General features: G+C 45.9%; 20 protein-coding genes and 1 riboswitch. Of the genes, 3 read left to right on the top strand and 17 right to left on the bottom strand.

Annotated elements, in window-relative coordinates; genetic code table 11:
- Nucleotides 1–89: 89 nt before the first annotated feature.
- The 15 genes from MKY23_RS02455 to MKY23_RS02385 form a co-directional block, all read right to left on the bottom strand.
- Complete coding sequence (locus tag MKY23_RS02455) at nt 90–2,129, bottom strand: methyl-accepting chemotaxis protein (protein ID WP_339835007.1); 2,040 nt, start codon at nt 2,127–2,129, stop codon at nt 90–92.
- Between the two features lie 200 nt (nt 2,130–2,329).
- Nucleotides 2,330–3,394 carry an EAL domain-containing protein gene (locus MKY23_RS02450; RefSeq protein WP_339835005.1) on the bottom strand — a complete coding sequence of 355 codons (1,065 nt, stop codon included), beginning with the start codon at nt 3,392–3,394 and terminating at the stop codon, nt 2,330–2,332.
- A gap of 218 nt (nt 3,395–3,612) precedes the next feature.
- Complete coding sequence (locus tag MKY23_RS02445) at nt 3,613–5,886, bottom strand: bifunctional 2',3'-cyclic-nucleotide 2'-phosphodiesterase/3'-nucleotidase (protein WP_339835003.1); 2,274 nt, start codon at nt 5,884–5,886, stop codon at nt 3,613–3,615.
- Between the two features lie 501 nt (nt 5,887–6,387).
- A complete protein-coding gene (locus MKY23_RS02440) occupies nt 6,388–6,804 on the bottom strand; it encodes a pyridoxamine 5'-phosphate oxidase family protein (RefSeq protein WP_090918752.1) in 417 nt (138 codons plus the stop codon).
- Between the two features lie 457 nt (nt 6,805–7,261).
- A complete protein-coding gene (locus MKY23_RS02435; RefSeq protein ID WP_154891429.1) occupies nt 7,262–7,720 on the bottom strand; it encodes an NUDIX domain-containing protein in 459 nt (152 codons plus the stop codon).
- A gap of 27 nt (nt 7,721–7,747) precedes the next feature.
- Complete coding sequence (locus MKY23_RS02430) at nt 7,748–8,527, bottom strand: 5-oxoprolinase subunit PxpA (protein ID WP_308722985.1); 780 nt, start codon at nt 8,525–8,527, stop codon at nt 7,748–7,750.
- Nucleotides 8,524–9,549, bottom strand: coding sequence for a biotin-dependent carboxyltransferase family protein (locus tag MKY23_RS02425; RefSeq protein ID WP_339834999.1), 1,026 nt, complete (start codon nt 9,547–9,549; stop codon nt 8,524–8,526). Before MKY23_RS02425 ends, MKY23_RS02430 begins: the two co-directional genes overlap by 4 nt.
- Nucleotides 9,549–10,286: a 5-oxoprolinase subunit PxpB gene (gene pxpB / locus MKY23_RS02420; RefSeq protein WP_339834997.1), complete on the bottom strand. Its 738-nt coding sequence runs from the start codon at nt 10,284–10,286 to the stop codon at nt 9,549–9,551. The genes MKY23_RS02425 and pxpB overlap by 1 nt, the downstream gene beginning before the upstream one ends.
- A gap of 9 nt (nt 10,287–10,295) precedes the next feature.
- A complete protein-coding gene (locus MKY23_RS02415; protein WP_339834995.1) occupies nt 10,296–10,871 on the bottom strand; it encodes a histidine phosphatase family protein in 576 nt (191 codons plus the stop codon).
- Between the two features lie 28 nt (nt 10,872–10,899).
- Nucleotides 10,900–11,466, bottom strand: a complete 567-nt coding sequence (locus MKY23_RS02410) for a DUF1572 family protein (protein ID WP_339834993.1) — start codon at nt 11,464–11,466, stop codon at nt 10,900–10,902.
- 24 nt (nt 11,467–11,490) lie between these two features.
- Nucleotides 11,491–11,820 carry a DUF952 domain-containing protein gene (locus tag MKY23_RS02405; RefSeq protein ID WP_090918766.1) on the bottom strand — a complete coding sequence of 110 codons (330 nt, stop codon included), beginning with the start codon at nt 11,818–11,820 and terminating at the stop codon, nt 11,491–11,493.
- 47 nt (nt 11,821–11,867) lie between these two features.
- On the bottom strand, nt 11,868–12,425 hold the full coding sequence (locus MKY23_RS02400) for a GNAT family N-acetyltransferase (protein WP_154960020.1): 558 nt from the start codon (nt 12,423–12,425) through the stop codon (nt 11,868–11,870).
- A 29-nt stretch (nt 12,426–12,454) separates the two neighbouring features.
- Complete coding sequence (locus tag MKY23_RS02395; protein WP_261764640.1) at nt 12,455–12,868, bottom strand: DUF2809 domain-containing protein; 414 nt, start codon at nt 12,866–12,868, stop codon at nt 12,455–12,457.
- Complete coding sequence (locus MKY23_RS02390) at nt 12,865–13,416, bottom strand: GrpB family protein (protein WP_154984918.1); 552 nt, start codon at nt 13,414–13,416, stop codon at nt 12,865–12,867. Before MKY23_RS02390 ends, MKY23_RS02395 begins: the two co-directional genes overlap by 4 nt.
- Nucleotides 13,417–13,539: 123 nt before the next feature.
- Nucleotides 13,540–14,652, bottom strand: coding sequence for an Ig-like domain-containing protein (locus tag MKY23_RS02385; protein WP_339834989.1), 1,113 nt, complete (start codon nt 14,650–14,652; stop codon nt 13,540–13,542).
- A gap of 211 nt (nt 14,653–14,863) precedes the next feature.
- Here MKY23_RS02385 and MKY23_RS02380 point away from each other — a divergent pair, with 211 nt between their 5' ends.
- Nucleotides 14,864–15,067 carry a hypothetical protein gene (locus tag MKY23_RS02380; protein WP_123065546.1) on the top strand — a complete coding sequence of 68 codons (204 nt, stop codon included), beginning with the start codon at nt 14,864–14,866 and terminating at the stop codon, nt 15,065–15,067.
- 15 nt (nt 15,068–15,082) lie between these two features.
- A complete protein-coding gene (locus tag MKY23_RS02375; RefSeq protein WP_154984920.1) occupies nt 15,083–15,700 on the top strand; it encodes a UbiD family decarboxylase in 618 nt (205 codons plus the stop codon).
- A gap of 45 nt (nt 15,701–15,745) precedes the next feature.
- On the opposite strand, the gene serS is transcribed toward MKY23_RS02375, so the two are convergent.
- A complete protein-coding gene (serS, locus tag MKY23_RS02370; protein WP_154984921.1) occupies nt 15,746–17,041 on the bottom strand; it encodes a serine--tRNA ligase in 1,296 nt (431 codons plus the stop codon).
- A 647-nt stretch (nt 17,042–17,688) separates the two neighbouring features.
- On the opposite strand from serS, the gene MKY23_RS02365 reads away from it, so the two are divergent.
- Nucleotides 17,689–17,868, top strand: a complete 180-nt coding sequence (locus MKY23_RS02365) for a hypothetical protein (RefSeq protein WP_154984922.1) — start codon at nt 17,689–17,691, stop codon at nt 17,866–17,868.
- A gap of 54 nt (nt 17,869–17,922) precedes the next feature.
- Here MKY23_RS02365 and MKY23_RS02360 read toward each other — a convergent pair whose 3' ends face one another.
- Nucleotides 17,923–18,417, bottom strand: coding sequence for a hypothetical protein (locus tag MKY23_RS02360; RefSeq protein ID WP_339834984.1), 495 nt, complete (start codon nt 18,415–18,417; stop codon nt 17,923–17,925).
- 141 nt (nt 18,418–18,558) lie between these two features.
- Nucleotides 18,559–18,671, top strand: a riboswitch (TPP riboswitch).
- The last annotated feature ends 129 nt before the right edge of the window (nt 18,672–18,800 follow it).

Here is an 18,800-nt window from a genome sequence, read left to right as displayed (position 1 = left end):
CTCCTGCTGTCCTGTACAATTGCCCGTAAGAACCAGACGATATATTTATACAGGGACGCAAGAGGAATGTCTATATTTATTTTTTGCTATTATTTTTTGCTATTATCTTTTGCGGGATCATCCATCATTTTGAACATACCCAGCAATCCTTGTAACTGTTCAGCCATACTATTCAAATGTGCAGAAGACGAAGCAATTTCCTCAACAGAAGCCAGTTGTTCTTGCGATGAAGCCGATACAGATTCGGTACTCGCCGCAGATTCCTGAGTGACGTTCGAGATATCCGTCATCGTCTGAGCCACATGAGAGGCACCATTCTCCAATTGTTTCGTCGTTTCGGATAGTTCGTCCAGCGTATGAACAGCATCTTCCACTGCTTCACGAATTTGAGAGAAGGATTTTCCAGAAGTATTTACAGCCTGTATCCCCTCACCGACACGGCTTTGGGCAGCATTCATCGCTGTTAGGGCAGAGTCCATGTCCTGACGAATATTATGCACAAGTTCACCAATCTGAGCCGCGGAACTACCCGATTCTTCAGCCAGCTTGCGTACCTCTCCAGCTACGACTGCAAATCCACGTCCTGCATCCCCTGCTCTTGCTGCTTCAATAGATGCATTCAGTGCGAGAAGGTTGGTCTGTTTCGAGATAGATGCAATGACATCAACCATACTACCAATCTCAACTGAACGGGCGTTAAGGGACTGCACAACATCTCCTAACTGTTCCACCGTTTCCTGGATGATATTCATCTGTGCAACAGCCTCTCCCGCTGCTTCATTCCCTGAAGATGCTGCCCCGGATGTATTTCGCATCGCTGTAGTTATGGATTGTACACGCTCTGACATCTGACGAACATCTTCTGCCATGCGACTCATCTGTCCAGAACCATCCTTCACACTATTCACTTGTTGCTCTGCACCCTCGGCCAGTTCTTGGATCGCCATAGTTGAATGTTCAATGGCTTTGGTTGTTTGGTCTGCACTCGCAGACAACTCTTGTGAAGAAGCGGATACTTGTTCTGCTGTTTCCTGCACACCCAGAATCATCATCCGTAAATTATCCACCATACGTTCAAAGTACTTCGCGAGTTCACCCACTTCATCTTTACGTTTACTATCCATCTTCACGGTGAGATCGCCTTTACTTACAGCTCTTGCATTTTCCTGCAACCGTTTAATCGGACTCACTAACGAACGAGTGAACCAGATAATAAAGATAAGGGCCAGGAACACAGAAGCCAAAAGCACGATGAGTGTAGCGAGCCTTATTTCCTTACTTGCGTCGGTGACTTCACTCTTGAACATCGTACCTGCAATTTTCCAACCCGTTGCTTCATTGGTAGAGAAAATCATGGTTTTGGAGCGGCCTTCGTAATCATAGTCAAATTGACCTTCCTTGCCATCATACATTTGATCTAACACACCGCTTTTTTCTTGTGTACCTACTTCTTGCACAGGAGAAACAACAACATGTTTATCTTTATCCAGAATAATAACGTATCCTTCTTTACCAACCTTAATCGCAGCCTGATCCCTTAGCTCGGTCAAATCAAGTGACAAACCAATTACAGCGGATTGATCCTTAAGCGTTTTGGAGATAAAAACAACCGCTACGCCATCTGTATTTTTGGTGACAGGTGAAATAGCAACCGTACCCGGCTTATCCATCGCGAGCTTATACCACTCACGCTCTCTTGGATCATAAGCTTCTCCTCGCTGGCTACTCTCTGTTGGCTTGCCACGAACCATGACTCCTTCTGTCGACCCTACAAAAATATTCAAAGCATCCGGATGCAGTCCCAGATACTGAGCAAGCTTGGTTTGAAGCTCCGTGCTATCATCTTCTCCTTTGATCAGGGACGGGTCGAGTGATTCCGAGAAGAAATTAATGTCAAAAATTTTGTTATTGACCTGACTCTCCACAATTTTATTAGCCGTACTTACGCTCTGAAGGGCACTGTCGTTCAATTGTGCTTGTACTGTATCTTCCGCGATATACAAAGACACCAAGCCAATTGCCAAACTTGGTACTAAAAGAACAACCAAAAACGAAACGAGCATTTTATTGCGGATATTCCAGACAAAAGCTTTCTTTTTACTTTTCTTTTTGTTCTTAGTCTCTTTCAATCGGTTCTCCCCCTCATATTATGAAGCCATTCTCCCAGCTATGTATGAACTTCTATTGGTCTATACTATATATCGGCTAATGACGGAGTTTTTTTGAATAAAAACAAAGTTCACAACAAACAAGCCACTTCAAGGGGAAAGTGACTTGTGCTGTCATGTTAATGTTGAATATTAGTGTTTAGTCCAAAGGTGAACAGCAGTTATCTCGCTTCTCTGTACGATGGATCCGAATATGGACCATCGGGAGGTTGTGCTGCGGGTTTACCAAAATAATATCCTTGTGCAAGTTCAATTCCAACCGATCGGCAGAAATCAAACTCCTCCATTCGTTCGATCCCCTCGGCAAGCACTTTGCCTCCAAATCGATTGGATAACTGAACAATGTTCCTGATCTTCTGTTGCTTCACTTCATCCTGATCACAATAGTCAATCAGGCTGCGATCAATTTTCACAAAATCCGGCTCTAAGCGGTTCATTAGTTCGATCGTCGAAAATCCAGCGCCTACATCATCCAATGCAACGGACATACCGCGAGAGCGATAAACTTCAAAAATATGCTGCAATGTAGACAGTTGCTGGATCTGTTCGGTTTCCACGACTTCAAAAACGAAATCTTTCGGATCGAGCGAGAGACGTTCTATCGCCTCAAATGTATGTGTCAGGCAATATTCGGGGTTATAAATAGAGGAAGGCAGGAAATTAACAAAACGTTTCACACCGCGAGGCAGATATTTGGCGCTTGTCTCAATGGCCTTAATACGGGCAGTACGATCCAGAAACGAATGCAGTCCCGTTTCGCGAGCTACTTCAAACAATTCATAGGAACTAAAGGCTCTCCCATGTTCAGCCGGACGAAGCAAAAACTCATATCCGATAATGCACTGTGAGGCATCTACAATCGGTTGCATATAACTGGTAAACTGGCGTTCTAAAATAGTAGAAACGATATCAGCATATTTGATTCTGGCATGTTGCATGGATAGACTAATCCAATCACCCTCAAAACCATCGGTGAATGGTTCCGTTACAGACTTTAACTGAACGGCCAGCGAAATCGACAATATCTTCTCCATATCTATAATCTCTTCCATTCGATCCTGTAACTCCTGTACATCTGAAAAATGGAACCAAAACATCTCTTCTGAATAATCAACATGCCTTCCCTTGGTTTGCAGCGCTTCCAGCAAAGCAGGGGAGACGGGTCGCAGGTACAGGGTACCTTGGCCCTCTATCGGATAGATTGGACTGCAGCCACTGCAATTCATGTAGAACCCCCTTGCCAGTTTATCAAGCTACATCATTAATGTTACCAAGTTTTATACCCAAAGTTTGTAAATAGTATATCATGGGTCCAACAATTAATCTCTAATGTTTTAATGACTTCCTATATGAGGTATACAGAAACATTTGTATTCCTTCTTGCCACAAAAAAGACCAGCAGTCTGATGACTGCCAGTCTCTCGTCTATACCCTTTATTAGACTCTATGAAGCAGGAATGACAATTTTTTGTCCAACTTTCAGGTTATACACATTGGTGATTTTGTTTGTTTTGGCAAGGACACGCCAGTCTACACCATGTTTTAAACCGATGCGATACAGGTTGTCTCCTTTTTGCACCACATATACGACTTTATGGTTCGTAGCTGGTTTCTCCGGCTGTGGTTTTGGTGCTGGTACAGGTTTTGGTGCCGGCGCTGGTGTTGGTTCGGGTTTCGGTGTCGGAGCCGGGCTTGGTTCAGGTTTTGGTGTTGTTGCTGCCTCACCTGTCAGTTTCAATCCGTATTCTGCAAACCCATCTTTATTGGTACCAATAAAGGACATAGCCGGATTCGCTTCCACAAGATCTTTAGCATCCGGGGAAGAAGCAAATACCACCTCAAGGTCATTCAGCGCTGCCGCAGTTACACCAGCAGAAGGTTTAATTGGTGCCAGCGACCAGTTGCCATCCGCTGTCGGGTTAATTGTTTTGTTCTCACGGATATAGTCGATAATCACTTGACGGTTCTCATCCGGTGCAGCCAGAACGATACGTTTACCGTCCGGGTTAGCCAATTTGGATGAAGACGCACGATAGTTATTCGTTGCTACGATGAATTTTTGTGCTGGATCTACCGGCTTGCCTTCGAAGCTCAAGTTTTTGATCCGGCTGGCCGATGCATTAACCACTGTCGCTTTGCTATCGTACTTAGCTGGTTGTGTAACATCAATCTGGTAGGTTACACCATCGATAACATCAAAGTTATACGTTGGGAAATCCATATTAATTAATTGTTGCTGACCACCTTTAGCCGGATCAATCTGGTTAAATTGGCCTGCTGACCATTCTAACCACTCTTTCAATTCGGCACCATTCACCATTACAGCGTGTACCGTGTTTGGATATACATAAAGGTCTGCCACGTTTTTGATGGCAATTGTACCTTTAGGAATGTTCGTGTAATACGAAGCACCAGAACGTCCACCTGCTTTGAAAGGTGCACCCGCAGACAGGACTGGGACATTCTCATAGTCAGTGCCTTGCAGTTTCTTTTCCACGTACCATTTCTGTGCATTCGTTACGATCTGAATGGATGGGTCATCCTGCACCAGAGCGAAGAAGCTGTTGATCGGTGCTGTCGTTTCGCCAACGGGACCACGTACATATTCCAGTGTGCCTTCGTGCTCGTCATGGACAGCATCAACGATTGCCTGATCCGCATCTACCAGCGGTTTTTTGTTCGCTGTATCGTAGATTGAACGTGCTTCTGTTTTGGAATCAACCACTTTCCATTTACCGTCCACTTGCTCCAGATCCAGATCAATGATTCCCAGGTGATCCCCCCAGAAACCAGGCTCTACAGCAGGAACACCATTGATTGTACCCTTTTCCAGATCGACTCCTTTTTTACCTTTAAAGTCTGCACTAGGGAATACTTTGTGGGCGTGTCCAAACAGAATGGCATTAATGCCTTCCACTTGGCTCAGGTACAGCACAGAGTTCTCCATCAGGTCGGTTTGCGGAATATCCTCGAATCCCGAGTGAGGGATCGCTACGATAATGTCCGCACCTTCGGCTTTCATTTTTGGAACAAATTTTTTCGCAGTAGCGATGATATCCTTGGCAATAACCTTACCTTCAAGGTTAGCACTGTCCCATTGCATGATTTGCGGCGGCACAAAGCCGATCACACCCACTTTAATGGTATGTTCCTTGCCATTCTCATCCGTTACTTTTTTGTCCAAAATTTTATAAGGAGTGAAGTAGTTTTTGTCATTTGTTTCATCTTTGTCACCATCGTCTACATAAACGTTGGCATTGATGTAAGGGAAATTTGCCCCCTCCAGCGTCATGTCAAGGAAATCGAGACCATAGTTGAATTCATGGTTACCGATGTTGCCTGCATCATAATCGAGCAGATTCATCGCCTTATATACAGGGTGAGTTTCACCCTTTTTCAGAGGATCAATCTTCGCAACATAGTCTCCCATCGGGTTACCCTGGATCAAGTCACCGTTGTCGAACAACAAGCTGTTCTTCGCTTCCTCACGGGCTTTCTTGATCAGCGTAGCCGTTTTGGCCAGTCCATATTGATCCGTCGCTTTGTCTGAATAATAGTCATAGTTGATCAGGTTGTCATGAATGTCCGTTGTTTCCATGATCCGCAATTTGACTTTGGCCGCATCGGCAGCCGATACAGGTACTGGAAATACCGCAAGCACGTTAAATGCAACGAAAGCGGCAGTCAGGCTTGATAACAACTTCTTACTTTTCTTCAAAAATAACCCCTCCCGGTTTATGTACATTAAATCATGCAATACCGCAAATACAGGCACAGAAAATAATAGATTTCATGGGTTGTGCGTACTGATGATCCAATGAGCACTCATCGGCGTCTTCAGGTAAGTTTATCTCACATGAACATCTATTCATATCTGTGCGTGTATTTACATATCAAATCATAACGTAATGTTAAAACAATGAAAAGCATTAATTTTTACGTTATCCGCACATAACTAGTCCATTTTACGTTTTCATGCGTGATTTCGACATATTTTGCAGTGAATAAGGAAAGGGTTAGGGTATAATTACTCAAAATCACGTATGTTACATCAATGTTACATAAAGTGCATATCTTGCTGTTTTGGGATAAAATTAAAAACCGCGAAGCCTTAGAAAAGGCATTCACGGTTGAACATTCTCTATATTTTCGTCGTCTGACAACGAGTATTCGCCAAGATAATTTGGTAATTGGCTTTACCTTGAAGCTACGCCTGAATTTATTGCTCCCACACATGATGCTCATGGTCTTTGCCTGTATATTCTATGCGAGCTGGGGTAATATCCAAGATTACATAGTTGGGATCATTAGGTCCATCGAACCATGCCTTCAACTCATCATTCCACACTTGCTCACGCAAGGATTCATTTTTAGTGACCTCACAAGTACCCTCGATCTCCACCACTTCCTTGGTGCCTCCGGCTTCGTAACCAAGCAGAAGACTAACATTCGGATTGTTCTCCAGTTCCTCTACTTTGTGCGTCTGACGGTTGGTTGCCAGATGAATATTCAGCCCATCATTGAAAATAGCCATATAACGGGATTTCGGCTTGCCATTCTCTACGGTGGAGAAACTGCAATACGGGTTATTTTCCAAAGCCTTCACAATGTTTTGTTCCAATTCGTTCTGGTTCATGGGAGTTGCTCCTTTCGGGATGGGGGAGTGTTTGAAAGCTTGGCTTTGATGCTAGCTACCAACATAGTTATGCAGTGTGACCGTTACAGTGACGAATCGTTCTTTCGATCGCTGTTATCCCCGGATTTATTATTGAATATGGTTTAATGGTAAATAATCCGGTGATAAAGGCGAGCGCTTCGCTTCTTCAGAATCGACTTCGTCTCTTTCACTACTTCTGCAGTTCTTTCATTGGTAGAAGCAGTTTCAAAGCCCAAAAGCTTTGAACTATTCTTTTAAGATTAATTGTATACAATCTATGTCTCTAACAGTCGACACAGATTCCTAATGACACAATGTACAGATGTATATTTAAGCACGATTCCTTTAACATACGCCTGTACTTATAGTGTACCCGCCTCACCTATGATGAATCCCTGAACCAGAACATATGCATGACAATTTTGAGAATGTTAACTTAATTAAGGTCTCCAAGGTAAATGCGTTGCTCTCCCTTTTTCAACAGCAATTCACCGATGGTTTTGGGATACAGGCGGATGTTGGACAGCTCCTCGAGCGCAATCCATTCTACAGCAACCTGATGATCATCCGGGTTAGAGCCTTCAAAGACTGAAGCTTTTGGATCAACCAGACTGCACTCGAAATAAAACTCCACCTGATGGATATCTGCATCCCACTCAGCAAACTCATGATTGGCACCGATGTATTCCCGGATATGTAATAGCTCACCTACCTGCACCGCCTGTCCAATCTCCTCCAGACATTCCCGAGCTACCGCATCTTTCAGTTCTTCACCCTTCTCCTGCCCACCGCCTGGAAAAACATAAGCATCACCATACTGATCTTGTAGACGAATCAGTAACAAACTTCCGTCCTGAACAATGACCGCTTTGGCCGAATTCCGTATCGGTTTCATGGTGTACAACTCCTCCATTCTCCATCTTTATCTCGCTTCATATGCTGTCAGTGCAACACCCTCGGCTTCCAGCATGCGACGAATCTCTTGAGCAAACGTAAGCGCATGTGTGCCGTCACCATGGATGCAAACTGTATCTGCTGTAATGGGAACTAAGGTTCCATCCGTAGATACGACCACTCCGTCTTTAACCATGCGAATCACCTGAGCCAGTGCTTCTTCAGATCGTTCTATGAGAGCACCTTCGTGACTGCGAGGCGTTAATCTGCCATCAGAGGTATACGTCCGATCTGCAAATACTTCATTCACGCCGCGTACACCGATTCGCTGAGCTTCCCTGATCAGTTCACTGCCTGCCAAACCATATAAATAAAGCTCAGGTTGCACCCTATAAACCGCTTCGGCAATAGCCTCAGCGAGCTTCGAATTGGTTGCCGCCATATTATAAAGTGCTCCATGTGGTTTTACATGATGCAGATGTCCCCCTCTGGCATAGACAAAAGCCTGCAAAGCCCCAATCTGATATACCACCATGTCGTAGGCTTCCCGTGGTGTAATCTCCATATTTCGTCTTCCGAATCCTTGCAAATCAGGCAACCCGGGATGTGCGCCAATGGCTACCTGATGCACGATTGCCCGTTCTACCGTCAGCCGCATGACGGAGGGATCACCCGCATGGAATCCACAGGCAATATTAGCCGATGTGATCAATGGCATCATGGCTTCATCGGAATTCATCATCGTCTGATAAAAACCATAACTCTCACCAAGATCACAATTGATATCCAGTGTATATGAAACGCTCATGATATCACCTCCATTTCGGCCATTTTCCTGCGAATCAACTGATCCAGCAGTCTTAAGTTCCGCTCACGTTCGATGTAGAGATCACGCGCTTCTTCATGCGTAATCTCTGCAAAAGAAACGCGACTTCCGGGCCTGGCCTGAGCCAGAATGGGCAAATCAACCGCAGCTACCTGTGCAATCACAGGATATCCTCCAATGGTCTGGTGATCCGCCATCAATACGATAGGCTGCCCATCCGCAGGTACCTGCACCGTGCCAAAGGTGACCGCCTCGGATAAACGATGCAATGGCCGATCCAGCTCCAGCCGTAACCCCTGCATCCGGTATCCCATACGATCAGATTGGGGAGAGATGAGGTAATCTTCGGTACCAAATCGATCCAGGCTCTCTGCGCTGAATTCCGCACAGTCTTGACCTTGCATCACTCGAACGACAGCTTTACCGTAATAGTTGGGTCTCTCCCGCTCTGATAATAGCCATGCCGGAGCGACCATGGATTTGTTATCACCTAATTGTTCTTCCATAAAACGCATCCATTGTCGAACCTGATCTTGGATGCTTCCCGTATCTAGGACATCTGCCGCACGCAGAGCTCTCCCATGAAAACCACCAAACCCGGTCTTAACATCCGTACTACGGCTGCCCATCACTTCTGGTACATCGATCCCGCCAGCAAACGCCAAATATGCACGCAGGCCATGCCGACATGCGCCAAACTTCAATACACTGCCAGCCCGTAACAGCACGGGTCTCCACAAAGGTACAGGCTGTCGATCAACCGTGGCACTGAGATCTGCACCACATAGCGAAACCAGTTGATTGGTTTGTACTTGCAGTTCCGGCCCGGACATCGTGATCTCAAGTACTGCATCGTGCCGAGAGTTACCGACAAGTATATTGGCTGCTCGCGCCGCGAACATGTCCATTGAACCGCCTACGGGCACACCATAACGGCGATACCCGATTCTGCCTTCATCTTGAACGGTTGTTAACAAGCCAGGACGAATGATCTGTATACTCATCACTCCTCCTCCTTCCGCGCCAGTTCCAAGTATTCTTGCATCGTAATGGGCTTGAAGTGAACAAAGTCTCCCGCTTCAAGCAGACTTGGAGGATTCGTTTCCGGACGGAAAAGACGGATAGGTGTCCGTCCAATACACTGCCACCCACCTGGTGTCGTTATCGGATAGATCCCCGTCTGAGAACCACCTATGCCGACCGTCCCAGCCTCTACTTGAAGCCTCGGCGTTGCCCTCCTTGGCGTGGCTATTTGTTCAGGCAGTCCTCCTAAATATGGGAAGCCGGGGGCAAATCCAATCATATGTACGAGGTAATCAACCGATGAATGGATCGCAATGACTTCCTCTACTGTGAGGCCATGTTCGTTAGCCACATATTCCAGATCCGGCCCGAACTTTCCGCCGTAACATACCGGAATAGTCATGATCCTAGGAGGATTCCCCATCCCAATCGACTTCAAATCTTTAGATTCGTCATTGAGTTGACGCAAATGTTGTAGCAGAAGCTTACATGTGTCCTCATAAGACGATATCCAAGGATCGTAAAACAATGTGACAGACAAATAAGAAGGCACCCACTCCACCGCAGCTGTCACAGATCCCTTTTCCAAAAGAGCACATACTGACATCACTCTCTGATGTACCACCTCAGACAGCGACTCGCCGCAGCGAATTACAATTCCACGCTCTCCGAGTGGAGATAACCTGTCCTCTGTCCAGTTATAGGAGATTGTGTCCATGGCTTTACCTCACTCCAGATGCGCACTGCAATTGTACAATTCACACTGCCATGCCTGATCCTGATGCACCATTCGTGTAATCGATGTGTTCCCCAGCTTTACGCTGATATCCAGTTCCGGTACCAGTGCCCGCAATGTATTACGAAGCACAGCCCCGTGACTCACCACGATGACTCGTCCATTCGGATGCTGCCGAAGGATATCTTCTAACGCCGCTTTCCCTCGGGAAGCACCTGTGTCCGGGTGCTCTTTTCCTAGATCGAGCAAACTCCAATCTGCTCCCCATTTCGCGACACGTTCCTCTTCTGTTGTGCCCTCTACCTGACCTCCGCCCATTTCACGTAATCTCGGGTCGAGATGAATCTCCTGAATACCAAGCCGATCTGCGATAACACGAGCCGTTTCACTTGCCCGCTCCAAGTCACTGGCGTAGATGGCATCCCAGGATTCCTCCGCCAGCCTCGCCGCTAACAAAGCCGCCTGTTCTCTGCCCTCCTGATCAAGCGGGTTGTCTGTCTGTCCCTGCGAACGTTTTTCTTTATTCCATGCCGTACTGCCGTGACGTATCAACGCAATTTGTGCCATCGTTTGTAATCCCTCTTTTCTCTAAAACTCATTCAAGCTCGTCCTCTGTAAAATGCTTTCTGGTCTTTGGTTTCAAAAACTTGCCTTCGTTATAAGTATTTGACCCGTTTCTGGGGATAGAAAGACTATCCCACGACGTTTCTTTTAACATTTTGGCCGTGTGCACAATCTGCCCCACATGGTACGGATAATGCGCCAACTGCCGCATAATCGCCTCCATAATGGTATGGCCCTCATTCCGAATATATATGATCTGAGACATGTGATCCGGAGTAAACGAACGCAGCGCTCCCAACAGACAGTCCCAGCCCTCTTCCCACTTGGCAAGCAACTCTTCCCTCGTATGAAAATCACCCACAAATTCGGCATCACGCTCACGCCATGGCTTCTCACCATCCGTTGTCAGCACATCCGTCCAGCGGGATCGCATATTGCCCCACAAATGCTTTACGATGACTGCAATGCTGTTGGTGTCTTCGTTCCATGTCTGGAACAACTGCTCCGTCTCCAATTGCTCCATTGCGCGTTCACCAAGCCGCTTGTAGTAGAGGAACTGTTTCTCCGCTGTTTCCAAAAAAGCCTGATTCATATCCATCCGTCTTACCCCCATTTCAGAAAGTTATGCCGGGAAAGAAAACGTGCCGTCTGCATTCGGTTCAAAGTTCAGGACCTTACTTACCGCATCCAGATTCAACTCTCCATAGATGTGTGGAAATAACTCGTTCAATTCATATAGATCCTCATAGACCAGCTCTGCCTTCAACGTTCTCTCTTCAATCCCGAGCAGCAACAGATCGGTACGTCCCGCATAATACTGTCCAGCTACCCACGGGATCTGCTCTGCGGTGGAACAATGAATAAAGCCGTCCGTTTCCAAACTTTCTGGTGCATATGTGTCTCCTTTGGACACTTCCTCCCATACGGAACGGGAAATAATGCTATAGATCATAGTTTTTCCTCCTTGGTCGCTGTAAGACAGCTCATGTTAATCAACTATTATAGATCATCCCGGATGCGGGCGTACATCTTCTGGTCGGTAAATACACCTTTAATTTTCAACTGCTTGCGTAACACCCCTTCTTGCACCATGCCCAGCTTTTCCATCACACGCGCAGAGCCGATGTTGCCCGCATTGCATTTACCCTCCAGCCGGTTACACCCCAGTTGCTCGAAGCAGTAATCAACGATAGGTTGCATAGCTTCCGCGGCAAGCCCCTTGCCCCAATAGGCGCTACCAATGGCGTACCCCAGTTCCCCGCTCTGCATGAATTCATCCAGATGGAAAATGCCACCTCTTCCAATCAGCGTTCCCGTTTCTTTCAGCACAAAAGCCCAGAGATATACCGTTTTTTGCTCATAGTTTCGCAGCACTCGCTCCAGATAACCGATGGAATCATCCTTGCTTTGATGGCACTGCCACAAGCTTTGCTCACTAACTTTCAGGTCAGATGCAAATGCATAATATTCATCGAGGTCATCCATCGTAAGACGTCTGAGGTACAACCGTTCGGTTTCAAACTCAGGGGATGCTGCAAAAAGTTTATCGATATTCATTCAGCGTACCTCCTATTTATGAATTGACTCTATAAACGTATAAATCTAGTCAAGATAAAACGGTCTATAAAATAAACACATAATATGCCGATTAGGTATCGGATTAAATCTTTGACTAGAAATCCACGACCCAATATCAGAGCTCCCAACAACGTCGAACGCAGATCGTTCAGCCAAGGTACCTGAATCATTTGAGAGAATTCAACGCCCCAACTGAATATAACACTGATCCAGACTGCTCTCGCACGGCTCAAGTGAATGAATACCATACGTACGCCAAAATAGATCATGCCTGCCCATAGCGCATCTCCAAAATGCTCATACATCCATTTCGGCAAAACCGCTCCATATGTTCTGGAAGCTAGTCCCGCTGCCAACGTGATGATCACGGCGATGAAGTAGACCCATCTATTTTTAATGAACAGTCCGTTCTGATGCTTCACAGCCGTCCATCCAGAACCTTTAAGATGAATTCGGTTTTGGCAGTGGTATACGATTCTCTGTCGTCTTTATTCTCATCTGCAAGCTTGATTTTCAGTTCGGCGTAGGCCTTCACCAAATCCGGCCGAGATCTCAGTGCATCCCGAAACCGGATCTGTCGCTCCCAGCGTTCCTCATCTGGACGCATGAGATGCAGATGCACAGCTCGTTTCCCATCTTTAACTTTGACCCAGAATCGTCTGTATTCCCGGCCATCCAGTTCAGGCGGAACGTAGTTCCAGCCTACAGGGTTCAACTGCTCGGCAATGCGCTCCATGTCATCCCAGGACTGCACCTTCCCCATCAGATCAATAATTGGCTTGGCAGACAAACCAGGTATGGATGTGCTCCCTATATGTTCGAATGTATGTATTTCCAGGTGTTTCAAAAGCTCTCTTAACTGCGCAATTTCTTCCTCAGCCTGCGCACTCCAAGCGGGGTTAGCTTCTACAACTTCTACAGGTTCCGTGGCCCATGCAGGCCAATTCTCCGGGTTCATCTGATCGGTCATTTCCATAATCACTCCTCGAAGCTCGATTCTATGTTCAAAAAAGGAGACGCATAAGTACGCCTCCCTCATAGTATACATGGATTCAATTCGATCTGATCAACACTTATATGGAAAAAGGGAACATTATTTTACCGTCACAGGTATCGTCACTTTTTTATTGCCCCACTTCGCGGTAATGCTTGTTTTACCTTTGGCTACAGCAACGATTCTGCCATTTGTTACGGTGGCGATATTCGGCTTAGAACTGCTCCACACCGCACTTCCTGTCACCATCAACGTTTTCCCTGTATCATACTGAGCCATTACCCCTAGAGCCGAGCTGGACTGCGGAGACAAAACCAAACTCTTCTGACCCATAATCAGCTTCTGGAGCGTAGGTACTACGTTGACTTGTACAGTAACGGTCTGACCCTGATACGTACCAGTCAAGGTGGCTTGTCCTTCGTTCATCCCTTTGACCGTACCATTTTTCACTGCTGCCACGCCGGGATTGGATGACGTCCACACAACAGATTTGGATAGGTTTACTGTTTTGCCACTGGAGTACGTCCCCATCACTTTAAGTGGGCTAGATTTTTTGATCGTTAACTGGATTGTTGCAGGCTTAACCTCTATCTTGCTAATGGTGTCTGTCACCGTTATCGGTACTTTAACGAGAGTCGACCCGTACTTCCCTTGCAGTATCACTTTACCAGGAGTGACGCCTTTGATATTTCCGTTCTCAATCACAGCCAGGTTACTGGACACCGTCCATACAATATCGGATGTGACTTCCTCTTCCTTGCCATTAGCACGCGTAATGCTGACTTTCGGAAGCGTGCCTTCGTTTCCTTTTACAAACGTATACGCATTAGGTGAAGCCTTGATGCTTTTGATTTTATCCTGCACCTGAACAACCACCTGTGCTTTAACCCCGCTCAATTGAGCAACAATCGTAGCTTCGCCTGCAGCGATCGCTTTGACTTTACCTTTTGTGATTGTCACCACAGCAGTATTGCTAGTGGACCAGGTTACTCCCCCGGTAACATCCTGTTTATGGTCCGCGCCTTCCACCGTCGCCAGCACCTGATAGGATGTAGTCTCCCCCACATTCATCTTCTGTGGACTGCTACCTGAAATTTCAATTGAAATGACATCACCTGACGCTGCCCAAACTGACGTAGGCAATACAACCGTAAGTGCGATAATTAGAGCAAGCATACCTCGTAACGACCATTTGATTCGACTCTTGTCCATGTCCAGTCTCATTCTCCCATCATCCAACCGTTTAATTTATTTTTCGCCTAATATTTTACTATCCACTATACTTTATATCGGACATTGGATGGTTAAAGTTAAATGACAAAGTGCAAGGACAGGTAGAACCATTTTATGATTTTCATTGTATAATATATATAAGCGATGAAATACTGTTCTAATAAACCTGAACAAGTGAGGTGAAGCATGTATGATCGAAAAGAATCTGCTGGACGTGGTCGCTGTCACCAATAATCGCAAACGCATGAGAACCATTTCCACTTCAACATCTACGAAGGTACGCTCAGAAGATGAGATGGTCTTACTAATGAGAACGGCCCGCAATCGTTTTGAAAAGGCATTGCAATCCGGAAAAATCGAAATTATTAACGAGCTTGAATGGAAGCTGCGTTAAGAATACAGGTGAATCATGGATCGTATAAAAACACCAGAAATACAGAAAAAAATTCAATGGGCTAAAGAAAAGCTTATTGAACTTGCAGGCGATGTATCCAGAAGAGAACTTAAAGAATTCTATGTCATGGGGATCATAACTCCTATACTTGATGAACTAGATGCAGATCCAGCAATCATTGTTGGTGGAAATGCCGTTGAACTATATACATCTGGAAGCTATAAGACAGCTGATGTTGATCTTGTAATGATCCGAGATGATTTAGCACGAGCCCTATTTGATGAACTAGGTTTCGTCCGAGAAGGAAGGCATTACTATGTATCTGAGATGGATATACCAATTGAAATTCCTTCGGATACACTTGAGGGTTCGAAAGAAAAAATAATCAAATTAAACACACCAGAAGGTTATTGTTATGTGATTGGAATAGATGATCTGATCCTAGATCGATTAAGAGCAGCCGAGTTCTGGTCTGATGCCCGTAGCCTGGAATGGGCTCGTTACCTCATGTATAGCCAATTCGATAACATTGACCTGACATATATAAGGAATACGGTAAACATAGAAAATATCAAATTGGCATCCCGGTTTGAAAAAGAATATCAATGGGTTATTGATCATATGTTTGAATAAAGAGGAACCCAATGCGGGCTCCTCTTTATTTGCTTATTCTCTATTTCATTCCTTCTCATGCTCTGGCAAAATCAAGCGTTCGGCCCCGCCCATATATGGACGCAAAGCTGCCGGAATATAAATGCTACCATCTGCCTGCTGATGGTTTTCCAGCAGTGGGATCAAAATGCGCGGTGAAGCTACGGCAGTATTGTTGAGCGTATGACAGTAGACCAGCTTTCCCTCCTCATCACGGCAGCGAATGTTCGAACGCCGAGCCTGAAAATCATGCAAATTCGAGGACGAATGGGTTTCCCCATATGCTTCGCGGCTTGGCATCCATGTTTCGATGTCATACTGTTTGTACGTTTTCTGCGACATATCTCCCGTACATACCGCCACTACACGATAGGGCAATTCAAGCCGTTGCAGCAATTCCTCTGCATGTCCCGTAATCTCCTGTAACATCCGTTCCGATTCCGCCGCATCCGGCGCACACAGGATTACCTGTTCTACTTTGGCAAATTGGTGTACACGGTACAAGCCCCGTACATCCCGTCCTCCCGAGCCTACTTCACTACGGAAACATGTCGATATTGCGGCCAGCTTTACGGGCTCTTTCACATCAATCACTTCATCCGCATAATAAGAAACCAGCGGTACTTCCGATGTGCCGACCAGCCATTTGTTCTCTCCTTGCAATTCATATACCTGATCCCGGCCTGTCGGGAAAAATCCGGTGTTTACCAGTGTATCCTCCCTGACCATGAGTGGAACCTCCAGCGGGGTGAATCCCTGCTTCAGCAACAGGTCCAGTGCAAGTTGCTGTACCGCCCGGTGTAACAACAGACCTGCCCCCTTCAATACATAGCTTCGCGTTCCACCGATCTTAACGCCGCGCGGAATGTCGATCAGTTCGTGCATCTCTCCCAGCTCGACATGATCTCTGGCCTCGTAGTCAAACACAGGTAGCTCTCCCACTCGCCGTAGCTCTACATTATCTTCATCCGACAAGCCCACAGGCGTATCTGGCGACACGATATTAGGCACCAGCCATTGCAGTCTGGTCACTTCCTCCTGGATTACCGCCAGCTTGGCTTCCTCTTGCTCCAGCTGTTCATTCAATTGTTTAACCTGTCCCCGCATCTTCTCCGCTTGCTCACGCTCACCCGACTGCATAAGCTTCCCGATCTCAGCCGATAGTGTATTACGCTGACGACGCGCTTCTTCCGTTTGCTGCAAAAGCAATTTTCGCTCGTCATCCCGTTGTATTAACGCATCGATATCAACCTTGATCTTTTTCCCGTCTGCTGCCGCCTGAACCTCTTCTGCATGTGCCCGAACCCACTTCATTTCTAACATGATCACCGTCTCCTTTGGCTAAAAAAATACAAAGAGCGCCCTCATCCCTTGGGACGAGGAGCGCTCTGCTCGCGGTGCCACCCAACTTGCCAAATCAGTTCAAATCTCCTGATCAGCCTCTTGGTCCGCGATAACGGGCGGTTCCGGTTAACTTGGGATAGTTTCAATTCGCTCCCTGGCGAAAACGCCTCTGAGTTGGATTCTCTTCAACGGCATGATCCGATCTGTAATTGTGTTTCTCAGTATATACGAAGACAGAACAACATTGCAACTGATAGATGCCCGTTTACGTATCTTTCCAAAGCTGGATCAAGTACAATTGAAATAACTTCTAAAACACCAAGGGGTGAATTTATGTTTTTCTTCATCATCTTTCTGTTGATTAGTTTATTCGGACTCGTCTTTGGAATCAGAGCCCTGCTCATACCGAATTCCTGGCCTTTCAACCGGAATAAAGACGAGTTAATACTTTCCGACATCATACGTATTAAATTCAGAGGTATTTTCCTTCTTGCAATTAGTATCGTCATGGCTTTAGCTTCCATTAAACAATTAGTCGAGTAACCGTTTTTTCAAATATATATGAGTTGTCCTATATAACAGTTCAGACTATGGTAAATTAAGCTGTCGAGGGGAGAAGATATTGCATGAATATGGACCCAAACCATCTGAATTCATCCGAGGGCGAAGCCGCCAAACAAAGAGCAGATGAACTTGCCCGCCAAGCCCAGCGAGGTTCATGGTTGAGCGGAGTTTTCACTACGATCATTATTGCTGCTGTGATTATTGGTATTTTGTTTTGGATCGCTTACGCTAGAACTTCTTAAACCACAGGATTGCCCAGGAAATACTTTTGTTATGATGGATAACGATACGATGATTTAAACCGACACAACGGCTACTGGTCCCTTGAACAACTTGCCAAATACATAACGCACTAGCGGCCCGAGTACAATCAACTGATAAGGCAATGCCAGACCGAAGTTACGTACAATCGTATGAAGATACGCATTGATTACGGAATCTCCTTCTAGCTGACCTGCAGTATAGGCTGTAATGATGCCATATAAAGACATGAGCAAAACCATGCCGATTACCATGAAAAAGGACATCGTAACTACACCTCTAATTTTACTCGACCTCGCAAATGAGAAGGAAAATGTAATTTTTCTCGCTATCGGTCCCACGATGAACGATTCCACCAAAAAGGCGATGGCAAAACAGATCACAAATTGGAGCAATAGCTGCGGCACGGACATCTGACTTAACATCCCCGTATGCCATAAATTGAAGGTCATCATCACTACGACCATTCCTGTACACATCATAAGTCCAAAAATCACTTGTTGTTTCTTGTTTACTGGCAATACACTCATCCTTTCTGTAACTTGGATCATTATAGACAATCAGGCTACCGTCACATAAGTGAACATTTTGTGAAAATATTTTTAGTCCAACTTATGTAGACACAATCCTGTCACTGGCCTATAATTACACCTAGTAATGCCCGTAACTTCATAGTTTCCCAGGGGAGTCGGAATTGGCCGGCTGAGAGTGTATCCCATCAAGATACTAACCCTTAGACCTGATCTGGATCATGCCAGCGTAGGAATCGGAGTAAATTGCAACGGCACAGCTATAAGCTGAACGCCACTCTCTCACGCCTGCACGCGTCCCGGATTACGGGGCGCTTTTTTTGTTTTCTTTTGCCAGCAGAAACAGAAAAATGACGTTATTCGGATAACCCGCACGTATAAAT

Source organism: Paenibacillus sp. FSL R7-0272 (assembly GCF_037969905.1).
In the GTDB taxonomy this organism is placed as follows: Bacteria; Bacillota; Bacilli; order Paenibacillales; family Paenibacillaceae; genus Paenibacillus; species Paenibacillus polysaccharolyticus.
The sequence above is the reverse complement of the archived record's forward strand: the minus strand, read 5'-3'. Positions and strand labels throughout refer to the sequence as shown.

Bases quoted from the DNA above. Each gene is read 5' to 3' on its own strand.
- MKY23_RS02385 (WP_339834989.1), bottom strand. From the start codon at position 14,652: ATGGACAAGAGTCGAATCAAATGGTCGTTACGAGGTATGCTTGCTCTA.
- MKY23_RS02435 (WP_154891429.1), bottom strand. From the start codon at position 7,720: ATGAAACCGATACGGAATTCGGCCAAAGCGGTCATTGTTCAGGACGGA.
- MKY23_RS02400 (WP_154960020.1), bottom strand. From the start codon at position 12,425: ATGAATATCGATAAACTTTTTGCAGCATCCCCTGAGTTTGAAACCGAA.
- MKY23_RS02375 (WP_154984920.1), top strand. From the start codon at position 15,083: ATGGATCGTATAAAAACACCAGAAATACAGAAAAAAATTCAATGGGCT.
- serS (WP_154984921.1), bottom strand. From the start codon at position 17,041: ATGTTAGAAATGAAGTGGGTTCGGGCACATGCAGAAGAGGTTCAGGCG.
- MKY23_RS02380 (WP_123065546.1), top strand. From the start codon at position 14,864: ATGATCGAAAAGAATCTGCTGGACGTGGTCGCTGTCACCAATAATCGC.
- MKY23_RS02425 (WP_339834999.1), bottom strand. From the start codon at position 9,549: ATGAGTATACAGATCATTCGTCCTGGCTTGTTAACAACCGTTCAAGAT.
- MKY23_RS02430 (WP_308722985.1), bottom strand. From the start codon at position 8,527: ATGAGCGTTTCATATACACTGGATATCAATTGTGATCTTGGTGAGAGT.
- MKY23_RS02440 (WP_090918752.1), bottom strand. From the start codon at position 6,804: ATGAACCAGAACGAATTGGAACAAAACATTGTGAAGGCTTTGGAAAAT.
- MKY23_RS02365 (WP_154984922.1), top strand. From the start codon at position 17,689: ATGAATATGGACCCAAACCATCTGAATTCATCCGAGGGCGAAGCCGCC.
- pxpB (WP_339834997.1), bottom strand. From the start codon at position 10,286: ATGGACACAATCTCCTATAACTGGACAGAGGACAGGTTATCTCCACTC.
- MKY23_RS02410 (WP_339834993.1), bottom strand. From the start codon at position 11,466: ATGGATATGAATCAGGCTTTTTTGGAAACAGCGGAGAAACAGTTCCTC.
- MKY23_RS02415 (WP_339834995.1), bottom strand. From the start codon at position 10,871: ATGGCACAAATTGCGTTGATACGTCACGGCAGTACGGCATGGAATAAA.
- MKY23_RS02405 (WP_090918766.1), bottom strand. From the start codon at position 11,820: ATGATCTATAGCATTATTTCCCGTTCCGTATGGGAGGAAGTGTCCAAA.
- MKY23_RS02360 (WP_339834984.1), bottom strand. From the start codon at position 18,417: ATGAGTGTATTGCCAGTAAACAAGAAACAACAAGTGATTTTTGGACTT.
- MKY23_RS02390 (WP_154984918.1), bottom strand. From the start codon at position 13,416: ATGACCGATCAGATGAACCCGGAGAATTGGCCTGCATGGGCCACGGAA.
- MKY23_RS02450 (WP_339835005.1), bottom strand. From the start codon at position 3,394: ATGAATTGCAGTGGCTGCAGTCCAATCTATCCGATAGAGGGCCAAGGT.